Here is a 13841-nt window from a genome sequence, read left to right as displayed (position 1 = left end):
CAGTTGATCCAAGCCAAGGCTCGTTTCAAACTTTCGCGTTCATTCTGCAAGCAGAATGTTTACTCACTCGTTGTTCAGTTTTCAAAGATCAAACTCGTTTTTTCGTCACCATTTTCTCTCAGCGGCGACTTTTATAATATATCATACTTCGTTTGTTTTGGTCAAGTGTTTTTTTGAAATTCTTTTTCGAAGTTCGTAATGAACTCCTTCATTTCATCTAAAGCATCTAACCAAGCAAGCAAAGCAACGAGATATAATGTACCATATAAATATCCCGCGAGTCAACTATCCGAACAAAGAAATTTTCAACCCTAATAATAGCCCCACACCTGGCAATCCCAAAACAGTTACAGTCCCTATCGTTGCTGGGTTCAGTGGGATGTAGGTTCCTGTAATCCAGCCCGAATAATTCACTATATATATCCCTACTGCAGCCAGCACCAGATGAATTCCGAATGACGTAAAAAACGATAAGCCTATCCGCTTTCTGAATAAAACAACGATAAGCCCAAGTAATGATATAACCAATACACTTCCTAGTATGATACTCTTCATATGTTACACCTCCGTGTTTAATGTAAACATGACTACATACTAATCCCTCGCTGTGATGTAACATCATCATTCGCTCTGGCTCGCTTTGCTCTTCTCAAGTGGATCTGGTACTTCCGCTCAGCTGCCTCTAATACATAAATGGCATAATCAATCTCATCCTGCCCCTGTGCATCTTCGAACTGTCTCATAGCCCGCTCCCATTCCTGCTTAGCCATCTGAATATCTGCATAGATCTGATCCGCCTCAAGTTCCTTCAACATTCTGTTGTGTTTCTCTACCGAGTTCCGTGTATTTCGCCACAAAAACATAAACTCTCCCCCTCCTGATCAGCACAGCATATTCTCATACTTATCAGGGAAAGGACAAACTTAGAACTCAGGCGTTCATTTTCTTCACAAAAAAAAGAGAGCCCTAAGGCTCTCTTTGCACATCGAAACTTATTTAGCATCCGAAGTTTCCAAGGAAGTTCGCTGCGTAATACAAATTGATCACACTAACGCATCTCCCTGCGCCCTTCCAACGCTTTGGAAAGGGTCACTTCATCCGCATACTCAAGATCGCCGCCTACAGGCAATCCATGCGCAATCCGGGTCACACTGATCTCAAACGGACGCACCAAGCGGGAGATATACATCGCTGTAGCCTCCCCCTCAATATTGGGGTTTGTCGCCAAGATGATCTCTTTTATACGTTCATCACTTAATCGAATCAGGAGTTCCTTCAACCGAATATCGTCCGGGCCAATTCCCTCCATAGGTGAAATCGCACCCTGTAACACATGATAGTATCCATCAAATTCCTTGGTGCGCTCCATGGCCACCAGATCTTTCGAATCCTGAACTACACAGATTACAGAGACATCCCTGGACTTATCCTGACAGATGCGACACGGGTCCGTATCAGTGATATTACAACATACAGAACAGTAATGAAGATTACGCTTCACACTTACGAGCGCTTTGGCAAAATCGATAACGTCATCTTCCTTCATGTTAAGCACATGAAAAGCTAAACGCGCTGCCGTCTTGGGACCTACACCCGGCAACCGGGTGAAGGCATCAATCAGCTTGGCTATCGGTTCGGGATAATACAATCGATTGTGTCTCCTTTGACAGGATCAATTTTTAATTAAAATAATCCCGGAATATTCATGCCGCCTGTGAACTTGCCCATATCCTTGTTGGCAATCTCATCAGCTTTGGCCATTGCATCATTAACAGCTGTCATAACGAGATCCTGCAACATTTCAACATCTTCCGGATCTACAGCTTCAGGTTTGATCGTGATAGCAAGCAATTTCTTGTGTCCGTTAACTTCAGCCGTCACTACACCGCCACCGGATGTACCTTGGACTGTTTTGTCCGCCAGTTCCTCTTGTGCTTTCAGCATTTGCTCCTGCATTTTCTTCACTTGTTTCATCATTTGGTTCATGTTGTTCATAATTGTTCATCTCCTTTGATATGGTTATCGCGCTATGCGCATTATTCTTTGATCACTACAAGGTCCTCACCAAAGAGCTGGATGGCTTCATCAATCCATGGCTGCTTGTTGCTTGAACCGCCGTCTTCATGCTCAGGTTCAAGCTTAAAGTCCTCCTTTGGCGTTTCAGAAGCTCCCTCCGTTGCTCCGGTCCAATCTTTGAGCATCATCGTCACCAATCGCGCAGGACGCCCAAGCTGCTCGGACAACACCCGCTCAATGACTTCACGGTTAGCCTGCTTCTCCGTTGTTTCACGGTGAATGTTGTTTTTAAAAGCAACCAACACATTGTCTTCAAGCAATGATACCGGCTCACCATCCACAAACCAGGCGTGAACGGTAACCCTCTCTTCCTTCACTCGTTGCAGGATCTGACTCCATTTTTTGCTAATTTCTGCGAACTCAGGGGCTCCCTTGCGCGCAACATACTGATCCAACTGTGCAGGAAGCTTCGCAGGTGAGTTGCCTCTCGATACAGGGGCTCTTGTTGCCGGACGAGAAGGAGCGCTCGATGCACCTTCTCCACCAGACAACCCACTCTTTAGTGCACGATCCAACTTCTTCTCCAACTCAGCAAGCTGCTGCTTCAAACGGTTGATCTCTCCCCCATCAGCAGGTGCTGCATGAGCTGAAGCTCCCACCTGAACAGAAGCCTCACCTTGAGCTGGAATACTACACAGTTTAAGCAATGCAACTTCGAATAATGTCTGTGGTTGTACTGCATATTTCATTTCACTCTGGTACCGATTAAGGGTGTCAATCATGTGGAACAGTTGTTCCCTGGTGAATGACTCCGCCATATCACGGAAAGCTTCCGGATTAAGTACCCGGTCCGTCAATTTGTCTGCATCAGGTACCATCTTAATCATAAGCAAATCACGGAAATAATACAGTAAATTCTCCATGCACTTGTCTGCACTCTTTCCTTCATGCATGAAACCTTCAATCATCTGCAAAATATGACCAACGTCACCCTTGAGCAGCGAAGCAGCCAGTTTGGCAAATTGCTCTGAAGCAATTCCACCCGTCATGTCCATGACCTGCTGGTACGTTACTCGTCCATCTGTAAATGAAGAGATCTGATCCAGCACACTAAGTGCATCCCTCATTCCACCGTCCGATAAACGGGCAATGTATTGGAGTGCATCCTGGTCAGCCTCCATACCTTCCTGTTCACAGATCAGTGTAAGTCTTGCTGTCTGCTCTTCCAGGGATACCCGGCGAAAATCAAATCGCTGACAGCGCGATATAATGGTAGCCGGAAGGCGGTGTGGTTCCGTTGTTGCCAAAATAAACATCACATGTGGTGGTGGCTCTTCCAATGTTTTGAGCAAAGCATTGAATGCCTCCGTTGTCAGCATGTGCACTTCATCAATAATATAGACTTTCTGCCGGACCTCGGTTGGCGCATATTTAACCTTTTCCCGAAGATCACGGATTTCTTCAACGCCCCGATTGGATGCAGCATCAATCTCCTGCACATCCATCACAGCGCCAGTCGTAATTCTGCGGCAAGCTTCACACTCGTTACAAGGTTCAGGCGCAGGCCCACGTTCGCAGTTCACAGCTTTGGCCAAAATCTTGGCGGCACTTGTCTTTCCCGTTCCTCTGGGCCCGCTAAATAAGTAGGCATGGGAAGTCCGCTGTTCACGAATCGCGTTCTGCAAGGTCTGAATAATATGCTGTTGCCCCACCATATCTTGAAACGACTGGGGACGCCAAGCCCGGTATAACGCGATATGCTCCATGATGCGTTACCTTCCTTCCACTTCGCATTCGAGTCCTTTGTCGTTCCCCTATTATACTATATTCTAGGGTGAATCCAAACTTTATCTGACTCATTCATGCGTGGTTTATTAAGACATATCAAAAAGACCTCTGCATACATACAACTGCAAAGGTCTCTACATTTAAATGGTAAGCCGTGCACCTGCTATCGATATTTGCGATCCAAGTGGCACCCCTAAACAATAGCTCGGGCTAGGCAACCCTCCGGCACAAGAGTGATCTCACTTATGGCTGCTTCCTTCCGGACCTGACCAGGTTCATGAGTACTCATTGCGGAGGACCCAACCGTCAACACCACGTTTAGGGACCAAACCTCACATCGGCAAAACCTCTAGCAGGAATTCAACCTCGCTATAGCGGATTGCGAGTTACAGGGCACCGCTACCTCCCCATCTAGCACGGTAAGAAATATTATAACGTAAGGTTGTCCAAATTGCAACCAGAGGAACGAGGAAGCGACTATGCTTACATATAACATATAAAAACCCCTGCCAGATCAGCAGGGGTGTGTTGGATGCAATTAGCAGACAACTCCAAGAATTGTCCTATTAGATTCCGTATTTCTTTTTGAAACGATCAACACGGCCGCCAGCATCGATAAACTTCTGTTTACCTGTGAAGAACGGGTGGCACGCGGAGCAAATCTCTACACGAAGTCCGTCTTTAACCGAACCTGTCTCAAAAGTATTCCCGCAAGCGCAAGATACTTGACCAATCGTGTAATTAGGATGAATTGCTTCTTTCATTACCTTTCACCTCTTTCCGCCCTGAGCCTCAAGCGGACCCAGAGTAAATGGCACAACCCTGAGATTATAACACGGCCTTGTGCCTGTTGCAATCCATTATTGTTAAGAGGTAATCAACCGTTTTGGACGTGCCATTCCAGCTGGTGGAACATGGGTGTACGATCCGATCACAACATCAGGTAACTCGTCTTCAAAAATCTCAATCATCTGCTTCATGCCCAAGATATCACCTTGAGCTGGAGGAATTAATTCAAGATAGCTCTCCGGATCAATATTGAGATTACGCATCTGAATCAAGCGTAGATCGGTTCTTCTCGCAAACTCAATCATCGCCTCAATCTCTTCTTCACGGTCTGTTACGCCAGGGAAGATCAGATAGTTAATGGACGTGTATACACCCTGCTGCGCTGCGTATTTCATCGATTTCTCAACATTGGCTAAGGTATAACCACGCGGTTTATAGTAGGCGTTATAGTGGTCATCCAGTGCGCTAATTGTACTTACGCGCATCAGATCCAATCCAGCATCTACAATACCTCTAATGTGATCGTTCAGACCAGCATTGGTATTAATGTTGATATACCCCTTGTCCGTTACGGAACGCACTTCGCGAATCGCTTCAATAATCAGCTTGGCCTGCGTGGAAGGCTCCCCTTCACAACCTTGTCCAAAACTAATGATGGACTCCGGCGTCTTCAGGTGTTCCAGCATAACCTCCACAATCTCATCCACACGTGGTCGGAAGTTCATACGTGTCTGCGGGGAAACAAAACCGCTATCATCCGGTTGCTCGGAGATACACCCGAAACAGCCCGCATTGCAAGAATAGGATACCGGTACTCCACCTTCCCAACGATTCAGGAACGTGTTCGACGAAGTTAGGCATTCATATCCGAGCGCACAATTGGACAGATGGGTATAAAGGCGGTTCTCAGGATATTGCTCCGTCAACCGTTTAACCCCGGAACGCACATCATCACGATCACAGTTCAGCGGATTCCATTGGTCAGGACTATCCGACTTCGCAGCCGTGACATAGAAACCGCCATCTTTCCAAACTACTGCGGAATAACCGAACAAAGGCAACTTATACTCTTTATCTGTCTTCACATAACCAGGGAGACACAAACGAGTGAATCCCTGTGGAAGCAGCGCACCTACAGCCTGTGTGTCCGTTGGCATTGGCAGCATCTCACCGGTATCCGGGTCCATACCAATGGGCCGGGTGCTCGGGAGTCCAACCAACGTTGCACCCTCTGGCAAAGGGATGAGTTCGTCTTCCATAATCTCAACGATCATATCTCCACTGCGGGCAAGCCCGTACAGGGAAGGATGATCAAATACATTACCTTTTTCATCTGCGTATACTAAATACATGATGTTCTCCTCACATCTAATGGGTTAAACCTAACGACGAGTGTATTGTAACATTTACAGCAATGCTGCAAAAAGAAAGTGATTAGTCCAACGACACTTACGTCGATGTACCTGACGTAGCTGTCTGTCTAGGTGAGCGACGGGTTGTTGTTGTCCCGGAATTGCTTGTCGGGCTATTACCAGCCGAATCAAATGCCGCCAAAAACTCTGCATTTGTCTTGCTGTTACGAAGTTTCTTCAGGAATCCTTCAACAAAGTCATGGGAGTCATTCATGTTTTTACGAATCGCCCAGATTGTATCCAACTCTTCCTTGCTGAGCAGCACTTCTTCACGACGTGTACCGGAACGACGAATGTCGATCGCCGGGAATATGCGGCGCTCTGCCAGACGACGGTCCAGATGGAGCTCCATGTTACCTGTACCCTTAAACTCTTCATAAATGACGTCATCCATACGTGAACCGGTATCAATTAATGCCGTTGCCAGGATGGTCAAGCTTCCGCCTTCTTCCACATTCCGGGCAGAACCGAAGAAACGTTTCGGACGATGGAATGCAGCTGGGTCAATACCACCACTAAGCGTACGACCTGATGGTGGAATAACCAGGTTATATGCACGGGCAAGACGTGTAATGCTATCCAGCAGGATAACGACATCCTTTTTGGCCTCAACCAAACGAAGCGCACGTTCAAGCACCAATTCCGCCACCTTGATATGATTCTCAGGCAGTTCATCAAATGTTGAAGCCACCACTTCCCCTTTTACCGAACGCGACATATCCGTTACTTCCTCTGGACGTTCGTCAATCAACAGGACAAACAGTTCAATTTCAGGATTGTTAGTTGAGATGCTGTTGGCAATTTCTTTGAGGAGAAGCGTTTTACCCGCTTTGGGAGGTGCTACGATCAATCCGCGCTGTCCCAATCCTACCGGGGCGAGCACATCCATAATTCGTGTGGACAAATGGTTAGGGGATGTTTCGAGAACCAGTTTTTTCTGCGGATACAGTGGGGTTAGTGCCGGGAAGTGAAGTCGCTCTGCAGCCGCCGATGGATTCTCACCATTTACAGCGTTGACTTGCAACAAACCGAAGTATCTCTCGTTTTCCTTAGGCGTTCTACACTTACCTGATACGAGGTCACCTGTTCTTAGGTCAAACTTGCGAATCTGTGAAGCTGAGATGTAGATATCTTCCGTGCTTGGCAAGTAGTTGATCGGCCGAAGAAATCCGTAACCTTCAGGTAAAATCTCGAGTACCCCTTGCATGAACATAAGGCCGCTTTGTTCAGCTTGTGCACGTAGTATAGCAAAGATTAACTCTTTCTTTTTTAACGTACCATAGTAAGGTATCTGATATTTTTTGGCCAGTTTGTAGAGGTCCGTTAGTTTCATTTCTTCCAAATCGGAAATTTGTAGATCCATATAATAACCACCTATTCAATTAATAAGTCCGTGTGAAATGGATAGTTTCGCTAGATGTTCCGGCTATAGAGAGCGGCGTCTGCCACAATCCCTTCTGTCCATTGTACGGAATGTAACCGTTATAATGCAAATACTTGTCTTTGAGTGTAAGTTTCCGGGTGGGATGGCCAACATTCGGCAAGGTCCGCTATTGTGTGAACGATGCATTGAGGCGATCAATCCGGAGAGACCGGCTATGGAGCGCAGTTCAAACAAAACCGGGGGTTGGGGATGAGAAATGATGTTCTTACAGCCATATGAAGTTTAATTCAAAAAAAGACCCTCCGGTAAAGGAAACAGAAACATTTCGTCTTATGCCGGAGAGACTGAGAACTCTATTAAAACAGGTTTACCTAATCATCGAAAAGATATGCAGTTCAGTTAAAATAAACATGTGTATGACTGAATCATGCATAATGCTTCCTATTTAATCAGTTTCCCGCCATACATCTGCACCGAGCAGGCGCAGATTAGTCACCAGATGATCATAACCGCGGTCGATATATTCGACCCCCGTCACTTCAGTCACACCTTCACTGACGGTGAGACCGGCAATCACCAGCGCTGCTCCAGCGCGAAGATCGGATGCTTTTACTTTGGCTGCGTTTAATGCACTGCCTTCAATAATCGCTGACCGTCCTTCTACTCGAATCTTTGCGCCCATCCGTACCAACTCAGGCACATGCTTGAACCGATTACTGTATACAAAGTCGCTCAGGACACTCACACCGGTTGCCTGTGTTAAAACACTGGTCATTGGTGACTGTAGATCCGTTGGGAAACCAGGATATACAAGTGCCTTCACGTCCACGTGGTTATAACTTGGTTTACCAATGACACGTATACTTTCATCCAACTCCTCAATGCCAACCCCCATCTCCAGCAGCTTTGCCGTTAAAGCCTCCAGATGTTTGGGAATCACATTGTCAATCAGAACATCTCCGCGCGTCGCCGCTGCAGCGATCATATACGTACCTGCTTGGATACGGTCCGGAATGATGGAATGACGGCAGCCTTTAAGCTCCGAGACCCCTTCAATACGGATCGTTTCGGTACCTGCACCCTTGATGCTGGCACCCATGGAATTCAGAAGTGTTGCTACATCTATAATCTCAGGCTCTTTAGCCGCGTTTTCGATAATTGTAGAGCCTTTGGCACGAGTAGCCGCCAGCATGATATTAATGGTTGCGCCGACACTGCTTACATCAAGATAGATTTTTGCTCCGCGCAGCTCTTTGGCATGCAAATGAATGGAGCCATGTTCGTTTGTTACGGTTGCGCCAAGCGCTTCAAACCCTTTGATATGTTGATCAATTGGACGAGGCTCAAAATTACAGCCCCCTGGTAAACCTATGGTCGCTTCTTTGAAACGCCCTAGTAATGCACCCATCATATAATACGAAGCGCGAAGCTTCTTCACGGGACCATTCGGCATAGGAATGGATTTGATGTCAGAAGGGTCAATCTTCATCTGACTGCCTTCCCAAGTCACACGTGCTCCGAGTTCCTCCAAAATTTCTGCATAAACCGCCACGTCACTCAAAAGCGGCAGGTTGTCCAACACGACTTCTGACTCGGCAAGCAATGCTGCAGGAATAAGCGCAATGGCGCTGTTCTTGGCGCCGCTTATAGTTACAGTTCCCTGTAACGGACGTCCGCCACTAATCATCAATTTTTCCATAAAGCTTAATGTCCCCCTACGTGTTTTGCAGCCGATGAACGGCAATACGTGCTGTTGGCTTCCGATGTAGAAATAAGGTGTGAAAATGGAAAGACACCGGCTAGGCGGTGTTTTTCCATTTCACAGTATGGAACTGGTAAAGTTAAATTACGCTTTGTTGTTAGAACCAAACTCGCGGATTTTACCTTTAACGGTTTCTTTGATTGCTTCACGGCCTGGTACGATGAATGTACGTGGATCGTAAGCATCTGGTTTAGCTGCAAGCACTTCACGAACCACTTTTGCAAAAGCAATTTGGTTCTCTGTGTTTACGTTGATTTTGGACGTACCCAAGGAAATGGCTTTGTCGATGTCGTGTTTAGGAATACCTGTACCACCGTGCAATACGAGTGGAACTTGTACCGCGTCACGAACTTCTTCCATTTCTTTGAAGCCCAGGTTAGGCTCGCCATGGTAAGGACCGTGTACGGAACCAAGAGCTGGTGCCAATGTATCGATACCTGTTTCTTTAACGATACGGATACACTCGTTCAGGTCAGCGTACATGATACCGCCGATAACGTCGTCTTCTTGTCCGCCTACAGTACCTACTTCAGCTTCTACAGAAACGCCTTTAGCGTGTGCATATTCAACAACTTTTTTAGTCATTTCGATGTTCTCATCGATGGAGTGGTGGGAACCGTCGATCATAACGGATGTGAATCCAGCATCGATCGCTTCTTTACACTTGTCGAAGCTTGAACCGTGGTCCAGGTGAATTGCAACTGGAACGGTGATTTTCATGTCGTGAATGAGTCCTTCTACCATTTTAACTACAGTGTAGAAGCCACCAATGTGACGTGCTGCGCCTTCGGATACACCCAGGATTACTGGGGATTTCTCTTCTTCAGCAGCACCAAGAATCGCTTGAGTCCACTCAAGGTTATTGATGTTGTATTGACCAACTGCATATTTTCCTTCAAGTGCTTTGTTCAACATGTCTGTCATAGATACTAATGGCATGGTTTCAATCCTCCTAGGGGTTTGGGTTGTGTCTATGGTTTTTAGCCGAAATCACATACGGGCTTATTATACCACATCCCATGTCAAATACTAAACAAGCATTTGCAAAAATGCTGTGCTTTGCAGCACAGTTTTCATAGACACCGCTTTATAACTTCCCCATTTCCAATATTCCCCGGACGAAGGAGTGAAATACCCCATTCTCCCACCAAGTACCTTCTATGTTCTCCACACGCAAAAAAATCCTGTATCAACAGGATTCAGCTGCATTTATTGGCGGTACCATTGCGAAGTTGCATATTCACAGCCACTCGCATCTCGTCGATATCAAATGGTTTCGTAAAGTGCATGAGCGCTCCGAGATCCGTGGCTTCCTTAATCATGTCCAGTTCACCATAAGCGGTCATCATGATGACCTTGATACCCGGATCAATTTCTTTAATATGCTTCAGGATTTCCAGACCGTCCATCCCAGGAATCTTCATATCGAGCAATACCAGGTCAGGCTTGTCATTATTCACAATCTCCAGAGCAACCTTGCCGTTGGGTGCTTGAAACGTGTTATACCCCTCACTGCTGAACACTTCCATTAACAGGATTCGAATACCATTCTGGTCATCAACAATCAAAACTTTTTTATCTTCCACTCTGTAACCTCCTAGAATTAGGAAAGCATGTACATCTTTGAATCTGGATAACTATCCCATAGTCGTCATGATAAGTATTCTACCTCTTCCATTAAAATCCTGCTACATTCACAAAATGACAAAAAGCATATCCATCTGCTTTTTACGCAAAAAAAAGGGATGTTCTGGCATCCGCTATGGTTGCCAGGAACATCCCCAATATCTATTACGTTAACATTAATACATTGTATTACTTCTGCGCATTCTCCAGAGAAGCTTTTACAAACTCACGGAACAATGGTTGCGGACGGTTCGGACGGGAAGTGAATTCCGGATGGAATTGTACCGCCAGGAACCATGGGTGTCCTGGAAGTTCCACGATCTCAACCAGACGTCCATCCGGGGATGTACCCGAGATAACCAGTCCTGCTTTTTCGATCGTTTCACGGTATTCATTGTTGAACTCATACCGGTGACGGTGTCTCTCATACACCAGCTCATCATCATAACAAGCCATCGCCAAAGAACCTTCCTGAAGCTTACAAGGATACAGCCCCAGACGCATCGTGCCACCCAGATTCTCGATATCTTTTTGCTCAGGCAACAGATCGATCACAGGGAATTCCGTAGCCGGATTAATCTCGGAGCTGTTCGCACCATTCAAACCAACGATGGAACGTGCATATTCAATAACGGAAACTTGCATACCCAGGCAAATACCGAAGAACGGAATTTGTTTCTCACGAGCATAACGGATTGCCGATACTTTACCTTCAATACCACGATCTCCGAATCCGCCAGGAACAAGGATACCGCCAATACCATGCAACAGGTCGCCTACATTCTCATCCGTAATATCTTCAGAAGGAACCCAGCGAATTTTCACATCAGCATTGGATGCAAATCCTGCATGAGACAACGACTCAACAACACTCAGGTATGCATCATGCAACGCTACATATTTACCAACAATAGCGATCTCAACTGTATGCTCCAACTTGTTGATCCGGTCAACCAGCCCTTCCCACTCGCTCATATCCGGTGCAGGAGTAGTCAGCTTCAGGTGGTTTACCACAATCTCATCCAAACCTTCCTCACGCAAGTTCAGAGGCACTTGGTACAATGTATCCGCATCGCGGCATTCAACCACGGCATTCTCATCAATATCACAGAAAAGTGCGATTTTGGCCTTCATGTCTTTGGACAGCTCATACTCTGTACGGCATACAATGACGTTTGGCTGAATTCCGATACTGCGTAATTCCTTAACACTATGTTGCGTTGGTTTTGTTTTCACTTCACCAGCTGCTTTGATATAAGGAATAAGTGTTACGTGGATGTACATCACATTGTCGCGACCTACATCACTCTTGATCTGACGGATAGCTTCCAGGAAAGGCAAACTCTCAATGTCGCCCACTGTTCCGCCAATTTCCGTAATAACCACATCCGAACCCGCTTCACGTCCAGCGCGGAATACACGCTCTTTGATCTCGTTCGTAATGTGTGGAATAACTTGTACCGTTCCACCCAGATATTCCCCACGCCGCTCTTTGCTGATGACGGAAGAGTATACTTTACCAGTCGTGACGTTGCTGTTTTTGGAGAGATTGATATCAATAAAACGTTCATAGTGGCCAAGGTCCAGATCCGTTTCCGCGCCATCATCCGTTACAAAAACCTCGCCGTGCTGATAAGGACTCATTGTTCCCGGGTCGATGTTAATATATGGATCAAATTTCTGGATCGTTACCTTAAGCCCTCTGTTTTTCAGCAATCTGCCCAGAGAAGCAGCCGTAATCCCTTTGCCCAGGGAGGACACAACTCCGCCCGTCACGAAAATATACTTTGTCACTGTTATTACCCTCCTAATATAAGTACAGAAATTCAGGCGATATATGGTGTTATCGTAACCTGTTTCCCAGGTAATCATCGTTAAAAAGAGCAATGGCAGAAATTCCCTGCATCTGCCGAACTGCTCTTTCTGCGAAGACGGTTTAAATAAACGTTGTGTTACAGCAAAAAATGGTGCAAACATTCCGGTAGCCATCATTCCATTTGGTGTTTTTGATATACAAAAACGGGCCACGAAATGTTGGCCGGGAGCATGCGGAAATGAAAACATTTTGCAAAATTATGCCTCTAAAAATACAAAAAAAAGTACTCCCGCAGGACGGGGCACCTTCTATAAAAAACATAAATATATTGTCGCTCATTCATAAGCCCATGCAATAGTTTACCCGTTACCCCGTCTGCTGTCAAGGCTGACTATTCCGGGGAAACGGGTAAATTATAGACGTCAAAAATGACTACCGATTATCAGAATCGTCGTCAAATTCATCCTCGTTTTCGGACTCTTCTTCGTCTTCTTCGAGGTCTTCATCTTCCAGATCGTCATCTTCAACCAGCACTTCTTCTTCGCTGTCTTCTTCGTCAAAGATGTCGTCTTCGTCTTCATCTTCTTCGTCTTCTTCTTCGTCTTTATCCGGGCTGTCGAAGTCTTCATCGCTGTTATAGCTGTCTTCTTCTTCACCGAAGTCTTCATCTTCCAGATCATCGTCTTCATCGTTGATGATACGCGGACGCTTCGCACCCGTCATGGAATCTTCTGTTCCAGCCACCGGATACCAGCGCTTCAAGCCCCACAGACTTGTACCGACGCAAGCAAAACGGCCATCGATATTAATCTCGGTATATAGCTGGGCGATAAACTCGTTGATTTCTTCATCAGTCATTCCGCGCTGCTTCGCTACCTCATTCATCAAGTCACGATAGTAATACGGCGTATTAGCCGCTTTCAGCACCATAAAGGCAAGGTCCACCAAAGGGATCTCTTTTACCTTTTCTTTATCAATTTTCAAATTGAGCGAGGTACTCACTGCAGACACTTCCTCTCACACAAAATTCACTTTTTAACCCCTACGAACTGGACTGTTACGTATAACATATCCATTAACAAACCTAAGTAAAACCTATTTAGCGTTAAAAAGCAAGTTTTTATGTACGGATGTGACGCAAATGCGGAGAGCAGCAACAATATGTCCATATATTAAACGTGAAGTGACATCGAACCCACAAGAATATTCTCTTTTGCCAAAGGGACAACTCCATAATAAAAAAGACGG

13 protein-coding genes and 1 other RNA gene are annotated in these 13841 nt (G+C 45.9%); all 14 read right to left on the bottom strand.

Translation table 11 applies throughout. The features are described 5' to 3' along the window. Positions 1-285: 285 nt before the first annotated feature. Positions 286-555, bottom strand: a complete 270-nt coding sequence (locus J2X75_RS29905) for a pro-sigmaK processing inhibitor BofA family protein (RefSeq protein WP_074092952.1) — start codon at positions 553-555, stop codon at positions 286-288. 32 nt (positions 556-587) lie between these two features. Beyond that, the gene (locus J2X75_RS29900; protein WP_083657421.1) at positions 588-815 is read right to left on the bottom strand and encodes a DUF2508 family protein; all 228 of its coding nucleotides are present in this window, start codon (positions 813-815) and stop codon (positions 588-590) included. 233 nt (positions 816-1048) lie between these two features. Beyond that, positions 1049-1648: a recombination mediator RecR gene (gene recR / locus J2X75_RS29895; RefSeq protein ID WP_062838113.1), complete on the bottom strand. Its 600-nt coding sequence runs from the start codon at positions 1646-1648 to the stop codon at positions 1049-1051. A gap of 35 nt (positions 1649-1683) precedes the next feature. Further along, positions 1684-1995: a YbaB/EbfC family nucleoid-associated protein gene (locus tag J2X75_RS29890; protein ID WP_036607248.1), complete on the bottom strand. Its 312-nt coding sequence runs from the start codon at positions 1993-1995 to the stop codon at positions 1684-1686. Positions 1996-2036: 41 nt separating this feature from the next. Then, the gene (gene dnaX / locus J2X75_RS29885; protein ID WP_310343221.1) at positions 2037-3782 is read right to left on the bottom strand and encodes a DNA polymerase III subunit gamma/tau; all 1746 of its coding nucleotides are present in this window, start codon (positions 3780-3782) and stop codon (positions 2037-2039) included. A gap of 174 nt (positions 3783-3956) precedes the next feature. Beyond that, positions 3957-4224: signal recognition particle sRNA large type (gene ffs, locus J2X75_RS29880), an RNA gene on the bottom strand. A 146-nt stretch (positions 4225-4370) separates the two neighbouring features. Beyond that, a complete protein-coding gene (rpmE, locus tag J2X75_RS29875) occupies positions 4371-4568 on the bottom strand; it encodes a 50S ribosomal protein L31 (RefSeq protein WP_036607255.1) in 198 nt (65 codons plus the stop codon). 102 nt (positions 4569-4670) lie between these two features. After that, a complete protein-coding gene (locus J2X75_RS29870; protein WP_310343216.1) occupies positions 4671-5945 on the bottom strand; it encodes a radical SAM family protein in 1275 nt (424 codons plus the stop codon). Between the two features lie 97 nt (positions 5946-6042). Further along, complete coding sequence (gene rho, locus J2X75_RS29865) at positions 6043-7368, bottom strand: transcription termination factor Rho (RefSeq protein WP_036607258.1); 1326 nt, start codon at positions 7366-7368, stop codon at positions 6043-6045. Positions 7369-7834: 466 nt separating this feature from the next. Next, a complete protein-coding gene (locus tag J2X75_RS29860; protein ID WP_017691290.1) occupies positions 7835-9088 on the bottom strand; it encodes a UDP-N-acetylglucosamine 1-carboxyvinyltransferase in 1254 nt (417 codons plus the stop codon). 147 nt (positions 9089-9235) lie between these two features. Further along, positions 9236-10090: a class II fructose-1,6-bisphosphate aldolase gene (gene fba / locus J2X75_RS29855; protein WP_307540789.1), complete on the bottom strand. Its 855-nt coding sequence runs from the start codon at positions 10088-10090 to the stop codon at positions 9236-9238. 260 nt (positions 10091-10350) lie between these two features. Next, positions 10351-10737, bottom strand: a complete 387-nt coding sequence (locus tag J2X75_RS29850; RefSeq protein ID WP_017691292.1) for a response regulator — start codon at positions 10735-10737, stop codon at positions 10351-10353. A gap of 229 nt (positions 10738-10966) precedes the next feature. Continuing rightward, on the bottom strand, positions 10967-12571 hold the full coding sequence (locus tag J2X75_RS29845) for a CTP synthase (protein WP_076217010.1): 1605 nt from the start codon (positions 12569-12571) through the stop codon (positions 10967-10969). A gap of 454 nt (positions 12572-13025) precedes the next feature. Further along, positions 13026-13595 (bottom strand): DNA-directed RNA polymerase subunit delta, encoded by a 570-nt coding sequence (rpoE, locus tag J2X75_RS29840; RefSeq protein WP_307540792.1) that lies wholly within the window; start codon positions 13593-13595, stop codon positions 13026-13028. Positions 13596-13841 lie beyond the last annotated feature (246 nt).

This window comes from Paenibacillus sp. 2003, from assembly GCF_031455635.1.
Lineage (GTDB): Bacteria > Bacillota > Bacilli > Paenibacillales > Paenibacillaceae > Paenibacillus > Paenibacillus amylolyticus_B.
Note: the sequence above shows the minus strand (reverse complement) of the source record. Positions and strands in the feature narration are given on the sequence as shown.

Excerpts from the sequence above, each read along its gene's own strand:
- fba (WP_307540789.1), bottom strand. The coding sequence starts at position 10,090 with ATGCCATTAGTATCTATGACAGACATGTTGAACAAAGCACTTGAAGGA.
- J2X75_RS29905 (WP_074092952.1), bottom strand. The coding sequence starts at position 555 with ATGAAGAGTATCATACTAGGAAGTGTATTGGTTATATCATTACTTGGG.
- J2X75_RS29900 (WP_083657421.1), bottom strand. The coding sequence starts at position 815 with ATGTTGAAGGAACTTGAGGCGGATCAGATCTATGCAGATATTCAGATG.
- J2X75_RS29860 (WP_017691290.1), bottom strand. The coding sequence starts at position 9,088 with ATGGAAAAATTGATGATTAGTGGCGGACGTCCGTTACAGGGAACTGTA.
- J2X75_RS29870 (WP_310343216.1), bottom strand. The coding sequence starts at position 5,945 with ATGTATTTAGTATACGCAGATGAAAAAGGTAATGTATTTGATCATCCT.
- dnaX (WP_310343221.1), bottom strand. The coding sequence starts at position 3,782 with ATGGAGCATATCGCGTTATACCGGGCTTGGCGTCCCCAGTCGTTTCAA.
- rpmE (WP_036607255.1), bottom strand. The coding sequence starts at position 4,568 with ATGAAAGAAGCAATTCATCCTAATTACACGATTGGTCAAGTATCTTGC.
- J2X75_RS29890 (WP_036607248.1), bottom strand. The coding sequence starts at position 1,995 with ATGAACAACATGAACCAAATGATGAAACAAGTGAAGAAAATGCAGGAG.
- rho (WP_036607258.1), bottom strand. The coding sequence starts at position 7,368 with ATGGATCTACAAATTTCCGATTTGGAAGAAATGAAACTAACGGACCTC.